19 protein-coding genes and 1 other RNA gene are annotated in these 15,102 nt (G+C 68.7%); 12 read left to right on the top strand and 8 right to left on the bottom strand.

What is annotated here, in order from left to right; genetic code table 11:
• Positions 1-39: 39 nt before the first annotated feature.
• Positions 40-591 carry a GNAT family N-acetyltransferase gene (locus G5B46_RS08475; RefSeq protein WP_165257740.1) on the bottom strand — a complete coding sequence of 184 codons (552 nt, stop codon included), beginning with the start codon at positions 589-591 and terminating at the stop codon, positions 40-42.
• Between the two features lie 58 nt (positions 592-649).
• Between G5B46_RS08475 and G5B46_RS08470 the strand changes: the two genes are divergently transcribed.
• The 3 genes from G5B46_RS08470 (at position 650) to G5B46_RS08460 (ending at position 2,524) form a co-directional block, all read left to right on the top strand.
• Entirely contained in the window at positions 650-1,222 is a 573-nt protein-coding gene (locus tag G5B46_RS08470; protein ID WP_165257738.1) for a TspO/MBR family protein, read from the top strand.
• Positions 1,223-1,267: 45 nt separating this feature from the next.
• Positions 1,268-1,651: a DUF2809 domain-containing protein gene (locus tag G5B46_RS08465; protein ID WP_165257736.1), complete on the top strand. Its 384-nt coding sequence runs from the start codon at positions 1,268-1,270 to the stop codon at positions 1,649-1,651.
• 210 nt (positions 1,652-1,861) lie between these two features.
• A complete protein-coding gene (locus G5B46_RS08460; protein WP_165257733.1) occupies positions 1,862-2,524 on the top strand; it encodes a DUF1109 domain-containing protein in 663 nt (220 codons plus the stop codon).
• Positions 2,525-2,526: 2 nt separating this feature from the next.
• Here the strand turns inward: G5B46_RS08460 and G5B46_RS08455 are convergent, their stop codons facing one another.
• The 5 genes from G5B46_RS08455 to gap all read right to left on the bottom strand — a co-directional run bounded on the left by G5B46_RS08455 (position 2,527) and on the right by gap (position 7,141).
• The gene (locus G5B46_RS08455; RefSeq protein WP_165257730.1) at positions 2,527-2,841 is read right to left on the bottom strand and encodes a hypothetical protein; all 315 of its coding nucleotides are present in this window, start codon (positions 2,839-2,841) and stop codon (positions 2,527-2,529) included.
• Positions 2,842-3,242: 401 nt separating this feature from the next.
• Positions 3,243-4,334 (bottom strand): class II fructose-bisphosphate aldolase, encoded by a 1,092-nt coding sequence (gene fba / locus G5B46_RS08450; protein WP_165257727.1) that lies wholly within the window; start codon positions 4,332-4,334, stop codon positions 3,243-3,245.
• 209 nt (positions 4,335-4,543) lie between these two features.
• Positions 4,544-5,734: a phosphoglycerate kinase gene (locus G5B46_RS08445; protein ID WP_165257725.1), complete on the bottom strand. Its 1,191-nt coding sequence runs from the start codon at positions 5,732-5,734 to the stop codon at positions 4,544-4,546.
• Positions 5,735-5,745: 11 nt separating this feature from the next.
• Complete coding sequence (locus tag G5B46_RS08440; RefSeq protein WP_165257723.1) at positions 5,746-6,132, bottom strand: hypothetical protein; 387 nt, start codon at positions 6,130-6,132, stop codon at positions 5,746-5,748.
• A 1-nt stretch (position 6,133) separates the two neighbouring features.
• Positions 6,134-7,141, bottom strand: coding sequence for a type I glyceraldehyde-3-phosphate dehydrogenase (gene gap, locus G5B46_RS08435; protein WP_165257721.1), 1,008 nt, complete (start codon positions 7,139-7,141; stop codon positions 6,134-6,136).
• 217 nt (positions 7,142-7,358) lie between these two features.
• Between gap and G5B46_RS08430 the strand changes: the two genes are divergently transcribed.
• Both G5B46_RS08430 and G5B46_RS08425 read left to right on the top strand, forming a co-directional pair.
• Entirely contained in the window at positions 7,359-7,814 is a 456-nt protein-coding gene (locus G5B46_RS08430; protein WP_165257719.1) for a hypothetical protein, read from the top strand.
• Between the two features lie 4 nt (positions 7,815-7,818).
• The gene (locus G5B46_RS08425; RefSeq protein ID WP_058348093.1) at positions 7,819-8,145 is read left to right on the top strand and encodes a cell division protein ZapA; all 327 of its coding nucleotides are present in this window, start codon (positions 7,819-7,821) and stop codon (positions 8,143-8,145) included.
• On the opposite strand, the gene G5B46_RS08420 is transcribed toward G5B46_RS08425, so the two are convergent.
• Positions 8,146-8,445, bottom strand: a complete 300-nt coding sequence (locus G5B46_RS08420; protein ID WP_165257717.1) for a type II toxin-antitoxin system RelE/ParE family toxin — start codon at positions 8,443-8,445, stop codon at positions 8,146-8,148.
• Positions 8,442-8,726 (bottom strand): type II toxin-antitoxin system ParD family antitoxin, encoded by a 285-nt coding sequence (locus G5B46_RS08415; RefSeq protein WP_165257715.1) that lies wholly within the window; start codon positions 8,724-8,726, stop codon positions 8,442-8,444. Before G5B46_RS08415 ends, G5B46_RS08420 begins: the two co-directional genes overlap by 4 nt.
• A 103-nt stretch (positions 8,727-8,829) precedes the next feature.
• Here G5B46_RS08415 and ssrS point away from each other — a divergent pair.
• The 7 genes from ssrS (at position 8,830) to ileS (ending at position 15,037) form a co-directional block, all read left to right on the top strand.
• Positions 8,830-8,992: non-coding RNA, 6S RNA (ssrS, locus tag G5B46_RS08410), on the top strand.
• Between the two features lie 41 nt (positions 8,993-9,033).
• Complete coding sequence (locus G5B46_RS08405) at positions 9,034-9,648, top strand: 5-formyltetrahydrofolate cyclo-ligase (RefSeq protein ID WP_165257713.1); 615 nt, start codon at positions 9,034-9,036, stop codon at positions 9,646-9,648.
• 6 nt (positions 9,649-9,654) lie between these two features.
• The gene (locus G5B46_RS08400) at positions 9,655-10,476 is read left to right on the top strand and encodes a YmdB family metallophosphoesterase (RefSeq protein WP_165257711.1); all 822 of its coding nucleotides are present in this window, start codon (positions 9,655-9,657) and stop codon (positions 10,474-10,476) included.
• Positions 10,477-10,591: 115 nt separating this feature from the next.
• Positions 10,592-11,008: an organic hydroperoxide resistance protein gene (locus tag G5B46_RS08395; protein WP_165257709.1), complete on the top strand. Its 417-nt coding sequence runs from the start codon at positions 10,592-10,594 to the stop codon at positions 11,006-11,008.
• 130 nt (positions 11,009-11,138) lie between these two features.
• A complete protein-coding gene (locus tag G5B46_RS08390) occupies positions 11,139-11,891 on the top strand; it encodes a YebC/PmpR family DNA-binding transcriptional regulator (RefSeq protein WP_165257707.1) in 753 nt (250 codons plus the stop codon).
• A gap of 110 nt (positions 11,892-12,001) precedes the next feature.
• On the top strand, positions 12,002-12,046 hold the full coding sequence (locus tag G5B46_RS24185; protein WP_199228414.1) for a hypothetical protein: 45 nt from the start codon (positions 12,002-12,004) through the stop codon (positions 12,044-12,046).
• 78 nt (positions 12,047-12,124) lie between these two features.
• Positions 12,125-15,037 (top strand): isoleucine--tRNA ligase, encoded by a 2,913-nt coding sequence (ileS, locus tag G5B46_RS08385; protein ID WP_165257705.1) that lies wholly within the window; start codon positions 12,125-12,127, stop codon positions 15,035-15,037.
• Positions 15,038-15,102: the final 65 nt, after the last annotated feature.

The following is a 15,102-nucleotide window of genomic DNA, read 5'->3' as shown; positions in this document are numbered from 1 at the left end:
TCCCCCTGTTCGTCGGCCGAGTTCACGATGAAATTCTGGTCAAGGTTGGGCGGCGCGACGGCGCGCGTCTGGCGGTAGTCGCCTCGCGCCCGGCCGGCGCATGAACAGCCGCGCGCGCTCGTCCAGGCCGCGCGCCAGGTGCTCGGCGCGGATCGCGGTCATGCCGGGCGTCAGGTCGCCGACCTCCGCAAATCCCAGGCGGGCGTAGTAGGGTGCGTTCCAGGGCACGTCGCGAAAGGTCGACAGGGTCAGGCCGCCGTCGCCTGCGCGCTCGCCGACGGCGTCCAGCAGGGCCGCGCCGATCCGGCGGCCGGCGAAGGCGGGCAGCACGTCCAGTTGCTCCACATAGAGGCCGCCCTCCAGCGGACGGAACATCACGAAGCCGGCGATGGCGTCGCCCGCCTGCGCGACCAGCAGGCCGCCCTCGACGATTCGCCGGGCCAGGATCGGGGCGGGCGTCGGCTCGTCGGCGGCGATGTCGTCCATGAGGCCCAGGAACCGCTGGGCCGAGGCGCGCTCGAGGTCGCGGATCGCCTCGACCTCGACGGCGCGCGCGGGACGTAGCAGGATGGGCGCGGGGGCGCTGTTCATCTGGAACCAAGCCGGAAACTGGACGGTTTAGGGTTCCGAGTTAACGAGGAGTCCGTCAATGCGCATCACCCCCGGCAAGCCGTACGCCCCCCGCGCCCTGGCCGGCCGCGAAGCGTTCCAGCCGGACACCAGCGGCAACAGCGCCGGCGCGCAGCTGGCCATAGGCCTGGCCCTGGCCGGCGGCGCGATCCTGGCCGCCACCCTGCTGGGCCGCCGCCACGAGCGGGTGATCGACGACGAGGAGTACGCGGTCGGCTATGCCGAGATGCACGAGCCGGTCGCCCACCAGCCCAAGCCCCTGACCAGCCTGCTGCTGCCGCCGCTGTTCATCGCCATGACCCTGTCTGGCCTGCGCACCTGGAACGCGCCCTCCAGCCCCGCCCGCACCCGGGCGCTGACCCTGTGGAGCCTGACCCAGGGTTTCAACGCCCTGTGGCTGGCCTTCGGCACGAAGCGCGGCGGCGGGCAACTGGCCGTGGCCACCGCGTCGCTGGGCGCCTCGGCCGCCTACGCCGTCGAGGCCCGAAAGGTCGGCGGCGCTTCATCGCCCGATCTGGGCTGGCTGGGCGTGGCCAACGCCCTGACCGCCCAGCTGTGGCGTCGCCCTCCGGTCCGTCCCACCTTGCACTGACGGGTTTGGCTTGGCCTTCTCCCCGCCTTCGAGCGGGGAGGGACCATGCGGATTCGGTTCGGACACCTGGCGGCCGCGGCGACCCTGTTCGGGGTCGAGGTGGGCATCGCGCTGTTCGTGCGAGACGGCTTCGTGCGGCCTTATCTGGGCGACGTGCTGGCCACGGCGATGGTCTATTTCGCCATGCGAAGCGCGGCGCCCGTCGGGCGGCGCGTGGCGGCCGCCTCGGCCTTCGGCCTGGGCGCGGTCATCGAACTGGGCCAGGCGCTGCACGTGCTCGACCATGCGGGTCTGGGCGGCAACCGCGTGGCGCGGGTGGTGTTCGGCGGCGTGTTCGATCTGAAGGACCTGGCCTGCTACGCTGTCGGCGTGGGACTGGCGGTGCTGGTCGACAGGCGCTGGCGCGGCGATCCTTCCGCCGTCGGATGAGGCGCCGCGATCGCCGCTCACGGTCGACGGCGCCGCTCAACCGAGCATTGAGGGTGTGTCCACAGCCGCTCCACAGGGCTCGCAGAACGTCGGTATTGACTTCCGCTGCCTAACCTTTACGCATTCGCCCCGGCTTTTGAGATCGCCTCTCACGAGCACGCCGCCAGGGGACGGGCGGCCGAAAAACAAGCCTGTTGCGGGGGGAAGCGGTTGGCCTTCGACGACGCGACCTATGACGACGGCGTGCTCGCCGTGCGGACGCCTGACGCGTCCGGCTGGCGGCCCAAGGCCACCAGGCCGGCCTGGCGCCTGGCCGAGATCGGCGTCGCCGGCGGCCTTGCGGCCCTGCTGCTCGTGTTCTTCTGGCTGGACCTGCGCCCCGACATCGAAACCGCTCCGCAGCAGCCGTTCTTCTGGCTGAAGATGGCCTATACGGCGGCCCTGGCGGCCGCGGGCTTCGACGGCCTGGCTCGCCTGATCCGGCGCGGCCCGCCGGCCCCCACGGCGATCGTCGTGGCGGTGATCGCGCTGCTGGTCTTCGCCGTCGGCGGCGCGACCGAAGCCACCCAGTTGGAGCCGGCTAAGCTGGCGCGCCTGTTCGCGCCGGCTTCGGTGGGCGCATGCTTCTTCAACGTCGTCGCCCTGGCCCTGCCGACCCTGCTGCTGACCCTGACGGTGCTGCGCGGCGTCGAGACCGAGCGGCCGATCCTGGCCGGCTTCGCGGCCGGCGTGTTCGCCGGCGGCCTGGCCGCCAGCGTCTATGGCCTGCACTGCCCGCACTCGACCTTCGTGTTCGTGGGCCTGTGGTACCTGGGCGGCGTGCTGCTGTGCGGTCTGGCCGGCGCCGCCCTGAACCGGCTGGCCGCGCTCTGACCTCACGGCGCGGCGAGTTCGACGCGCTGCAGCACCCGTCCCCTGCGATCGAAGGCCGTCAGCCGCACGGCCGGACCCTCGCCGCCCGTGAAGATCAGGTCGCGGGCCGGGTCGAACGGCGCCAGTCCCGCCAGCCCGACGATCACCGCCCGCGAGGCTTCGGGCGCGGGCGGCGCGGCCACCAGCGACTCGATGCGGCCCACGTGCTCCAGCAGTTCGTCGGCGGCCAGGCCGCGCACGAAGCGGCGGGCGGCCGCGCGGATCCGGCCGATGGGCGGCGCGGGCTGTTCGGACGGGAAGGGGGCTTGCAAGGTCATGGTCGTTTCTCCTGAGGGTCAGGCCGACGGACCGCACGACAAAAAACCCCGCACCTTGGAAGGAGCGGGGTTCGAAGATCCTGCGATCTCTGATCGGCGGTCGCTAAGACGCGCGCGTTCGTCCCGTTCCTGAAGGCCAGGCGGTAATAAGTACGGTGAGAAGGAGCGCGCGGGCGGAGACGGGCGCGACGCGGCCGGCGGCGGTCTCAAGACCGTCGCGGCAGGCGTCGAAGCTGTTCAGGCCCATGGGCATGAAGATGCCGTCTCCGAGGTGACGGGTGGCTTCTAGCAGCCTATGGGCGCTGTGGTCAGCAAGAAACTGTCCGTCTGCGCCCCGGTGAAAGAAAAAGGCCCTCCCGGCGAACCGGAAGGGCCCTCGTTCCTGCGTGAAGCGGGAAGGCTTACTCGGCGGCGGCCTTGCCGGCCGGGGCGCCGAACTTGGCGTTCAGTTCGCCCGACAGGTAGCGCTTGGCCATGGCCGCGGTCGAGATCGCGCGGATCTTGCCGGCGTGGCCGGCCGAACCGAACTGCTCGAAGCGGGCCTGGCAGACCTTGCGCATGGCGTCCTTGGCCGGCTTGAGATAGGCGCGCGGGTCGAACTCGTGCGGCTTCTCGATCAGCAGCTTGCGGACGGCGCCGGTGATGGCCATGCGGTTGTCGGTGTCGACGTTGATCTTGCGCACGCCGTGCTTGATGCCGCGCTGGATCTCTTCGACCGGCACGCCCCAGGTCTGGGGCATCTCGCCGCCGTACTGGTTGATGATGTCCTGCAGGTCCTGCGGAACGCTGGAGCTGCCGTGCATCACCAGGTGGGTGTTGGGCAGGCGGCGGTGGATTTCCTCGATCACGTTCATGGCCAGGACGTCGCCGTCCGGCTTGCGCGTGAACTTGTAGGCGCCGTGGCTGGTGCCCATGGCGATGGCCAGGGCGTCGACGCCGGTGGCCTGCACGAAGTCGACCGCCTGGTCCGGATCGGTCAGCAGCTCGTCATGCGACAGCTTGCCTTCGAAGCCGTGGCCGTCCTCGGCCTCGCCCATACCGGTCTCCAGCGAGCCCAGCACGCCCAGTTCGCCCTCGACCGACACGCCGCAGGCGTGGGCCATCTCGACCACCCGGCGGGTGACGTCGACATTGTACTCGTAGCTGGCCGGGGTCTTGGCGTCCTCCATCAGCGAGCCGTCCATCATCACCGAGGTGAAGCCGTACTGGATCGCCGTGGCGCAGGTCGCCGGGCCGTTGCCGTGGTCCTGGTGCATGCACACCGGGATGTGGGGATAGATGTCGACCAGGGCGTCGATCATCTTGGCCAACATGATGTCGTTGGCGTAGTTCCGCGCGCCGCGCGAGGCCTGGATGATGACCGGGCTGTCGACCGCGTCGGCGGCCTCCATGATGGCCAGGCCCTGTTCCATGTTGTTGATGTTGAAGGCGGGCAGCCCGTATTCATGCTCCGCCGCATGATCCAGCAACTGCCTAAGCGTGATCCTCGCCACGTGGTATTTCTCCTGCAAGCTTTGAAGTCGTTGGGTTCGTTCTTGTTTTTGGGGCGCGGCGCTTTTGCGCTCTTTGCCCGAAGACCCCGGGGCCGGTTCCTCGTCCGGCGTCCCGAGAGCGGAGGCCCGCGCCCCGAAAGGCTCGGGGCGGGGCGTTCCGACTTGATCGATGGTCCCGTGGCCGCCGTGGGCTCGCCGGGATCCTCCCTTTAGGCTTCGAGAGCCGCGACGCCCGGAAGCGTCTTGCCCTCCATCCATTCCAGGAACGCGCCGCCCGCCGTCGAGACGAAGGTGAAGTCGGCCGACACGCCCGCGTGGTTCAACGCCGCGACGGTATCACCGCCGCCCGCGACCGCCACGATCTTACCCGATTTCGCGAGAGACGCGGCGTGTTTCGCCGCCGAAACGGTCGCTTCGTCGAAAGGTTGCACCTCGAACACGCCCAGCGGGCCGTTCCAGATCAAGGTGACGCTCTGGTCCATGGCCGCCAGCAGCTTCTTGGCGCTCTGCGGGCCCGCGTCGAGGATCAGGTCGTCGGCCTGCACGTCCGACAGGCCGCGCACGGCGGTCTCGACGCCCGGGGCGACCTTCTTGGCGACGACCACGTCGACCGGCAGCAGCAGTTCGCAGCCGGCCTTCTCGGCCTTGGCGATGATCTCGCGGGCGGTGTCGGCCAGGTCCTTCTCGCAGAGCGAGCCGCCGACGTCGTGGCCCTGGGCGAACAGGAAGGTGTTGGCCATGCCGCCGCCGATGGCCAGACGGTCGAGCTTGGCGACGAGATTGTTGAGCAGGTCGAGCTTGGTCGAGACCTTGGAGCCGCCGACGATGCCGATCACCGGCTTCTTGGGGTTGCCGAGAGCCGCGTCCAGGGCTTCCAGCTCGCGCTGCATGGCCAGGCCCGGATAGGCCGGCAGCAGCTTGGCCAAGCCCTCGGTCGAGGCGTGGGCGCGGTGGGCGGCGCTGAAGGCGTCGTTGACGTAGACGTCGCCGTTGGCGGCCAGGGCCTTGGCGAACTCGGCGTCGTTCTTTTCCTCGCCGGCGTGGAAGCGGACGTTCTCCAGCAGGGCCACGCCGCCGTTCTCCAGGCCGTCGACGACCTTGGCGGCTTCCGGGCCGATGCAGTCCGAAGCGAAGGCCACCGGCTGCTCCAGCAGCTTGCTCAGCGGTTCGGCGACGAAGCCGAGGCTCATTTCCGGCACGACCTTGCCCTTGGGGCGATCGAAGTGGGCCAGCAGCACGACCTTGGCGCCGGCCTTGGACAGGAAGGCGATGGTCGGCAGGGCCGCGCGCAGGCGGGTGTCGTCGGCCACCTTGCCGCCGTCGACGGGCACGTTGAAGTCCACCCGGACCAGGGCGCGCTTGCCGGCGAGATCGGCGGTGTCGAGGGTGCGGAAGGTCATGGTGCGTGAGCCTACATGAAGGTGTGAGTATGCGCCGCCCAGGCGGTGCACAGCGCCGTTGCGCCGACAAACCACAGGGCGAGGAAAAGGCTGGAAGCAGGCAGCGCCGACGGGTTGTCGGCGCGGCGGCGGGCTGAACGGGCCTGGTAGAACCAGCCGACCCACCAAAGTCCGGCGATCAAGAGAACGATGCCGATGAGCGGCATGACCATCGCCGGGGACACGGCCGTGATCGGCGTGAGGCAATGGCTTCTGAGGCCGGTGGCGGGATCGTGGCTGCAGGAGGCCGGGGGGGCGTACTTCCAGGATTCGACAATGCTTACGAACGCTTTGCCGATCAAAGAAGACACTGGCCACGCCATCACTCCCAAGGCGGCGATGGCGGGCCAGCGTTTCATCTTAGAGGAACTTCGCCATTTCCAGAGCGGTGTCGCTCATGCGGGTCGCGAAGCCCCACTCGTTGTCGTACCAGCTGAGCACGCGGGCCAGCTTGCCTTCGATGACTTGCGTCTGAGGCAGGGCGGCCGTCGAGCTGGCGGCGATGTGGTTGAGGTCGGTCGAGACCAGCGGGTCGGTGGTCGTGGCCAGGACGCCCTTCATCGGACCGTCGGCGGCGGCCTGCAGCGCGGCGTTGATCTCGGCGATCGAGGTCTCGCGGCCGGCGACGACCTTCAGGTCGATGACCGAGACGTTCGGGGTCGGGACGCGGATCGACGAACCGTCCAGCTTGCCCTTCAGTTCCGGCAGGACCAGGCCCAGGGCCTTGGCGGCGCCGGTCGAGGTCGGGATCATGGACAGGGCCGCGGCGCGGGCGCGGTAGAGGTCCTTGTGCATGGTGTCCAGCGTCGGCTGGTCGCCGGTGTAGCTGTGGATCGTGGTCATGTAGCCGCGCTCGATGCCGAACAGGTCGTGCAGGACCTTGGCGACCGGGGCGAGGGCGTTGGTGGTGCACGAACCGTTCGAGACGACGATGTCGTCGGCGGTCAGGGTCTCGTGGTTGACCTTGTAGACGATGGTCTTGTCGGCGCCGTCGGCGGGAGCCGACACGAGCACGCGCTTGGCGCCGGCCTTCAGGTGCAGGGCGGCCTTGTCGCGGGCGGTGAAGATGCCGGTGCACTCGAAGGCGATGTCGACGCCCAGTTCGGCGTGCGGCAGCTCTTCGGGGTTGCGGATCGCGGTGACCTTGATCTTGCCGGCGCCGACGTCGATCCAGTCTTCGCCCGAGGTCACGACGCCGGGGAAGCGGCCATGCACGCTGTCGTAGCGCAGCAGGTGCGCGTTGGTCTCGACCGGGCCCAGATCGTTGATCGCCACCACCTCGATGTCACGGCGGCCGTGCTCGGCGATGGAGCGCAGCACGAGGCGGCCGATGCGGCCGAAGCCGTTGATGGCGACGCGAAGGGCCATGTGGTCTTTCTCCTCACGATCGGACCCGCTCGGAAGCGAGCGGCGTTCCTTGATTTTGCAGGGGGTTTCGCGGTCGAAAGCGGCGAAGTCAAGCCCAGGAACGCTCACAACACATTAGCTATTGTTGTGACGCTCGTTACATCGCCCAATTGTGGTCACGCCGGCTGGCGAAGTCGGCGACGATCTATATGTTGCGCCGCATGATGGGAACTTGCCGATGACCCCGGGCGAAGGAAGCGCCCTCGACCTGGCCGCGCGCCGGCTTGAGCGCGCCGTCGCGAACCTGGAGCAGAAGATCGCCGCCGAACGGGCCGAGCGAGCGCAGGCTGCCGCCCAGCCGGCGGCCGGCGACCTGTTCGCCGCCGCTCCGGCCGCGGCCGACGCCGCCGTGGTCGAGAAGGCCGCCCAGCTGGCCGCCGACCTGGAGGCCGCCCGCGTCCGCGAGCGCGCCCTGGAGGAGGCCGGCGAGCAGGCCAGCGAGGCCCTGGGCCGCGCCATCGCCGAGATCCGCGCCGCCCTGGGCGACGAGAGCCTGATCGGCGAGGGCGTCCATGACGACGAAGAGGAGGGCGCCGCGCCCGCCGATTTCGCCGACGAAGCCGAAGACGATCCCGAAGCGTTGTACGACGAGGACGACCCGCCGTTCGACCCCGACCCGCCCGCGAAGGCCTGAGCCCATGGCGCAACTGACCATCCACGTGAACGGCCGCCCCTACAGCGTGGGCTGCGAAGACGGCCAGGAGGCCCACCTGCTGGAGATCGCGCGCCTGTTCGACCGCCAGGTCCGCCAGGTCAGCCAGGAGGTCGGCCAGTTGGGCGAGACCCGCCTGTTCCTGATGGGCGCCCTGCTGCTGGCCGACGAGCTGTCGGACCTGAAGCTGCGCCTGGCCCACAACCAGTCGGAACTGGCCCGCCTGCAGAACGAGCAGACCCGCGTCGAGATCCGCGCCATCAAGGCCATCGACGCCGCGGCCGAGCGCATCGAGAAGCTGGCGGCGGGGTAATCAATCGAAGGCGGAGCCGACATCCTGGCCGCCGTAGAAGATCCGATCGATCGTCACCTTGACGTCGTCGTGATGGAAAGTGATCGCCACGCGTCTTTCAAAGCCGAGGATGCGCAAACCGGGGCGCAAATCGTCTCTCAGCGTCCCTTGTTGCGGAAACGCAGCTAGTCCCCTGCAGCGATCTTCTATTCTCTCGATGTAGCCCAGCCCGGTGTTCGGTCCTGTTGTGCTCGCGATGTGGATGTAGAGTGCGATCAAGTCGTCCCTTGCTTCGGGCGAGAAGACGACCGCCCTGTTCACGCCTTCGGCTTTTTCAGGTGTTCGGCGTGGAGCGCACGGATCGCTGCGAAAACGTCCTCCGCGGGGATCGCTCGCTCGGGATTGGCCTGCATCGCATCATAGACCGGAGCGACATCCTCACGAAGCCAGCGCTCGACGGCGGCGTCGCGCTCCTGGAGCGCTCGCACGCCGGCGCGCACCACTTCGCTTGCCGAGGCATAGGCTCCCGACGAGACCAAGCCGTCGATATAGTCGGCCTGTTCACTTGGGAGACTGACGGTGCGCTTACTGACGACGGGCATGAGGCGAGTCTAACAGCTGGTGTGAAGCCTGCATACCATCCGCGACTCTTTGCACCTGGGGCTTTCCCCAGAGCCCACGACCCCCTATCTTGTCCAGCGGCGGGTCGTGCTGCGGCTCTCGTCGAAGATTTCTATTCCCAGGGACCTTAATCTCTCTATCGGGACCTGTTCCCTCCCGTGGCCGTGGCTGCGGGAACACGGGGCCCACCTGTAACTAACAGGTTCGAGTGGATTGAAACGTCTTCACGGTTCTTCGCGGCGCCGCCACCCTTTCCCTTCATCCCCGTCCTTCGGCTAGAAGGTCGCGATGACCATCGCCGACCCCGCCGCCGCCAAGACCGCCCTGCGCGTCTTCGTGCGCAACCGCCGCAAGCAGCTGGCCCTTGAGCACCCCGAGGCCGACTGGATGGCGGTGGACGTGGCGCGCGAACCGCTGTCGGCGCGCTTTCCCCACCCGCAAGGCAAGATCGCCGCGCTCTATCACGGCCTGGGATCCGAGGTTTCGGCCCGCGCCCTGGCCGACTGGCTGGCCGGGGAGGGCTGGAGCCTGGCCCTGCCAAGCGTCGAGGGCGCCGATCCGCACGGCAAGGGCGGGCGGATGGTCTTCCGCGCCTGGACGCCCGGCGAGCCCTTGGCCCGTGACGCCATCGGCCTGGTCGCGCCGGTCGCCCACAACCCCGTCGTCCAGCCTGACCTGGTGGTCGCGCCCTTGCTGGCCTGGGACCGCGAGGGGCGGCGCTTGGGGCAGGGCGGGGGCTATTACGACCGGGCGCTGGAAGCCCTGCGCGGGCGCAAGTCGGTGTTCGTCGTCGGCCTCGCCTACCAGGGCCAGGAGACCCACGGCCTGCCCGACGAGCGGCACGATCAACGATTGGACGCGATCTTGACCGAAAACGAGTATATCGAGGTCCGAAAGGACTGATCGATCATGCGTTTTGCTTTCTTCGGCGACGTCGTCGGCAAGTCGGGCCGCGACGGCCTGGCCGACCACCTGCCGGGCCTCCGTCGCCAATTGGGCCTCGAGTTCGTCATCATCAACGCCGAGAACGCCGCCGCCGGCTTCGGCATCACCGAGAACACCGCCCGCGAGCTGTTCGACGCCGGGGCCGACTGCCTGACGCTGGGCAACCACAGCTGGGACCAGCGCGAGGCGCTGACCTACATCGTGCGCGAGCCGCGCCTGATCCGTCCGGCCAACTACCCGATCCTGTCCGACGCCCCCGGGCGCGGCAGCCACCTCTTCCAGACGGACAGCGGCAAGACCGTGTTCGTGGTGAACCTGCTGGGCCGGGTGCACATGGACGCCATGGACGATCCGTTCGCCGCCGCCGACCGCGAGCTCGACAAGGCGCCGCTGGGCCAGGTGGCCGACGCGGTGATCGTCGACATGCACTGCGAGGCGACGTCCGAGAAGATGGCCATGGGCCACTACTGCGACGGCCGCGCCAGCCTGGTGGTGGGCACCCACACCCACGTGCCGACCGCCGACTGCCAGATCCTGACCGGCGGCACCGCCTACCAGACCGACGCCGGCGCCTGCGCCGACTACGACAGCGTCATCGGCAACCAGAAGGAAGAGCCCCTGCGGCGCTTCACCACCAAGATCAGCGGCGGCCGCTACCAGCCGGCCAGCGGCCCGGCCACGGTCTGCGGCGTGTTCGTCGAGACCGACGACCGCACGGGTCTTGCGGTGCGCGTCGAGCCGATCCGCGTCGGCGGCCGGCTGAGCCAGAGCGTGCCGCAGGTTTAGATCCTGGGATCCCTCTCCCCCTCGGGAGAGGGATCAAGGACGTTCAATCCACTCCCGCTTGCATCCGTCATGGTCCCTGGCCAACCTCTCGCCGAGGCAAGCACAGGAGCCCTCCATGACCGACGCCACCGTCTATACCGCCAAGGCCCACGCCGTGGGCGGGCGCCAGGGAACCGCCAAGACCGACGACGGCCACCTGGACGTCCAACTGGGCTATCCCAAGTCGCTGGGCGGCAACGGCGAGGGCACCAATCCCGAGCAACTGTTCGCGGCGGGCTACGCGGCCTGCTTCCTCGGCGCGCTGGGCCTGGTGGCCCGTAACCAGAGCGTCAAGCTGGGCGAGCACAGCCTCGACAGCGAGGTTGATCTGATCAAGGACGAGGTCAGCTTCCACATCGGCGTGCGCCTGACGCTGAACGCCCCCGAGGTCGACCGTGCGGTGGCCGAGGACCTGCTGCACAAGGCCCACCAGGTGTGCCCGTACTCCAAGGCCACCCGCGGCAACGTGGTGGTGGAGCTGAAGGTCGCCTGATCGGGTCCCTGACCCTGAATTGACGGTGGAATGGGAAGTCGCGAGCGCCGCCTGGGGTGACAACACACGCCTCCAGGCGGTAGAAGCCCCGCCAACCCATTTCATCGTCAGATCAGAGAAGAGCCTCCGAATGGCCGGCCACTCGAAATTCAAGAACATCATGCACCGCAAGGGCCGCGCCGACGCCGCGCGCTCCAAGCTGTTCTCCAAGCTGTCGCGCGAAATCACCGTGGCGGCCAAGACGGGCCTGCCCGACCCGGCCATGAACCCGCGCCTGCGCCTGGCCGTGAACAACGCCAAGGCCGAGAGCCTGCCCAAGGACGTCATCGAGCGCGCCATCAAGAAGTCGCAGATGGGCGACGCCGGCGACTACACCGAGATCCGCTACGAGGGCATGGGCCCCGGCGGCGTGGGCGTGATCGTCGAGGTGCTGACCGACAACAAGAACCGCGCGGCGTCGAACGTCCGCTCGCTGTTCACCAAGTACGGCGGCAGCCTGGGCGCCACCGGCTCGGTGACCTTCAACTTCGACCGCCTGGGCCAGATCGAGTATCCGGCGGCCAAGGCCAGCGAAGACGACATGATGGAAGCCGCCATCGAGGCCGGCGCCCAGGACGTCGAGAGCGACATGGGCGAAGAAGGCGGCCACACCGTCTACACCGCCTTCGAGGACCTCAACGAGGTTTCCTCGGCGCTGGAAGCCAAGTTCGGCGAAGCCTCCTCGACCAAGATCGTCTGGAAGGCCAAGCTGCTGAACGAGGTCACTGGCGACGCCGTGGCCACCCTGATGAAGCTGCTCGACGCGCTCGACGAGGACGACGACGTCCAGAACGTCTACTCCAGCGCCGACATCAGCGAAGAAGAACTGGCCAAGCTGGGCTGATCCTTCCTCCGATCGCTTATGGAACGGCCGCCTCGGGAAACCGAGGCGGCCGTTTCCTTTTGCGGCTTCACCCTTTGCGGGCGGACGCCGCTCTGCTATCCCCTGCCTCCATGAGTTCCGTTCGGAAGATCGCGCGAATTATCCGCCCGGCGTGACGCCGCCGGACGAGACCTCCAGCGCGCGCCGGGTTCACCCGCCTTTCTTCCGACATTCCAGAGCTGGATAGCCCTCCCATGGCCGACGACGCCGCGCCCGCCCGCGACTACCGCGAAACCGTTTTCCTTCCCGACACCCCGTTCCCGATGCGCGCGGGCCTGCCCAAGAAGGAGCCCGAGATCCTGGAGGGCTGGGCGGCCCTCTCCGACAAGGGCCTCTACGGCGCCGTCCGCAAGGCCCGCCAGGACGCCGGCGCGCCGCTGTTCGTGCTGCACGACGGCCCGCCCTACGCCAACGGCGCGATCCACATCGGCCACGCGCTGAACAAGATCCTCAAGGACTTCGTCGTCCGCTCGCGCTTCGCGCTGGGCTACGACGTCGACTACGTGCCGGGCTGGGACTGCCACGGCCTGCCGATCGAGTGGAAGATCGAGGAACAGTTCCGCGCCAAGGGCCGCCGCAAGGACGAGGTCCCTGCCGAGGAGTTCCGCCGCGAATGCCGCGCCTACGCCGCCGGCTGGATCGAGGCCCAGAAGGTCGAGTTCCAGCGCCTGGGCGTGTTGGGCGACTGGTGGAACCGCTACGCCACCATGGACTTCACCTCGGAAGCCAAGATCGTCGAGGAATTCCACCGCTTCGCCTCGAGCGGCCAGCTCTATCGCGGTTCCAAGCCGGTGATGTGGAGCCCGGTCGAGCGCACGGCCCTGGCCGACGCCGAGATCGAGTACCACGACCACGTCTCGCCCACGATCTGGGTGAAGTTCCCGGTCGTCGAGGGCTCTGACGCCACCCAGGGCGCCAAGCTGGTGATCTGGACCACCACGCCCTGGACCATCCCGGCCAACCGCGCGGTCTCCTACAACCCCGACATCCCCTACGCCGTCTTCGAGGTGAAAGCTCTGGAGGAAGGCCTGGAGTTCGAACCCTGGGCCAAGCCGGGCGATCGCCTGATCATCGCCGAGAAGCTGGCCGGCGACGTGTTCAAGGCCGCCAAGGTGGCTGAGTTCGAGAAGGTCGAGAGCGTCGACTGCGAAGGCATGGTCCTGGCCCACCCGCTGGCGGATCTGGACAGCCACTACGGCTTCGCCGTGCCGCTGCTGGCCGGCGACCACGTCACCGACGACGCCGGCACGGGCTTCGTGCACACCGCCCCGGGCCACGGCGCCGACGACTATCAGGTCTGGCTGGCCCACGGTCATCGCGAGATCCCCGACACCGTCGATCCCGACGGCGCCTACTATCCGTCGGTGGCCCTGTTCGCCGGCCTCAAGGTGCTGGAGACCGAGGGCAAGAAGATCGGCAAGTTCGGTCCGGCCAACGGCGCGGTCATGGAAAAGCTGATCGAGGCCGGCAATCTCTTGGCCCGCGGCCGCGTCGAGCACAGCTATCCGCACAGCTGGCGCTCCAAGGCCCCGGTGATCTTCCGCAACACCCCGCAGTGGTTCATCCGCATGGACCACGAGGTCGAGGCGCTGGGCGGCAAGACCCTGCGCGAGACGGCCGTCCAGGCCATCGCCGACACCGCCTTCCACCCCGACGCCGGTCGCAACCGCATCGGCTCGATGGTTGAGACCCGTCCCGACTGGCTGATCAGCCGCCAGCGCAACTGGGGCACGCCGCTGGCGATGTTCGTCGACAAGCACACCGGCCACCCGCTGGTCGACGCCGAGGTCAACGCCCGCATCCTGGCCGCCATCAAGGAAGGCGGGGCCGACGCCTGGTTCACCCGTCCCGACGCCGACTTCCTGGGCGCCCACGACCCGGCCCAGTACGAGAAGGTCGTCGACATCCTCGACGTCTGGTTCGACAGCGGCTGCACCCACGCCTTCACCATCGAGGGCCGCGACGACAGCGCCTGGCCGGCCGACCTCTATCTGGAAGGCTCCGACCAGCACCGCGGCTGGTTCCAGTCGTCGCTTCTCGAAGGCTGCGGCTCGCGCGGCCGCGCGCCCTACAAGGCCGTCCTGACCCATGGCTTCACCATGGACGAGAACGGCGAGAAGATGAGCAAGTCGAAGGGCAACACGGTCGAGCCCCAGACGATCACCAAGGAGTCCGGCGCCGAGATCCTGCGTCTCTGGGCGGCGATGGTCGACTATTCGGAAGACCAGCGCATCGGCAAGACGATCCTGGCCACCACGACCGACGCCTATCGCAAGCTGCGCAACACCATGCGCTACTTGCTGGGCGCGCTGGCCGGCTTCACCGAGGAAGAGCGGGTCACCGACTACGCCGACTTCCCGCCGCTGGAGAAGTTCATCCTGCACCGCCTGTGGGAGCTGGATAGCCAGGTGAAGGCCGCCTACGAGAGCTACCGCTTCTCGGACGTGATCCGCCCGCTGGTCGAGTTCTGCCAGGGCGACCTGTCGGCTCTCTATTTCGACGTCCGCCGCGACAGCCTCTATTGCGACCGTCCCGACGCCCTCAAGCGTCGCGCCTACCGCACGGTGCTGGACCTGGTGTTCGACCGCCTGACCATCTGGCTGGCCCCGCTGGCCAGCTTCACGATGGAAGAGGCCTGGACGACCCGCTTCCCCGACGCCGGCCCGGTGACCCTGCGCGCCATCCCGGAAACCCCGGCGGAATGGGAAAACCAGGCCGAGGCCGCGCGCTGGGCCAAGGTCGGGACCGTCACGGGCGTCGTCACCGGCGCCCTGGAAGTCGAGCGCCGCGAAAAGCGCATCGGTTCGGCCCTTGAGGCCGCGCCGGTCGTCCACGTCGCCGACGCGGACCTGCTGGCCGCTTTCGAGGGCCTGGACACCGCCGAGGTGTTCCGCACCAGCGCCGCGACCCTGGTCGCCGGCGAGGGCGGCGCCTTCACGATCGACGAGGTCAAGGGCGTGTCGGTGGATCCGGTCAAGGCCGAAGGCGCCAAGTGCGCCCGCTCCTGGCGCATCCTGCCGGAAGTGGGAACCGACCCCCGCTATCCGGAGCTTAGCCTTCGCGACGCCGACGCCGTGGCCTTCTGGGACGCGGCGCGTCAAAATTAAAACCTCTCCCAAGGGGAGAGGGAGGGGCCCGCGCCGCAGGCGTGGGAGGGTGAGGGGGTAAAACG

Origin of the sequence: Caulobacter sp. 602-2 (assembly GCF_011043625.1) — a bacterium.
Taxonomy (GTDB): Bacteria; Pseudomonadota; Alphaproteobacteria; order Caulobacterales; family Caulobacteraceae; genus Caulobacter.
Note: the sequence above shows the minus strand (reverse complement) of the source record. Positions and strands in the feature narration are given on the sequence as shown.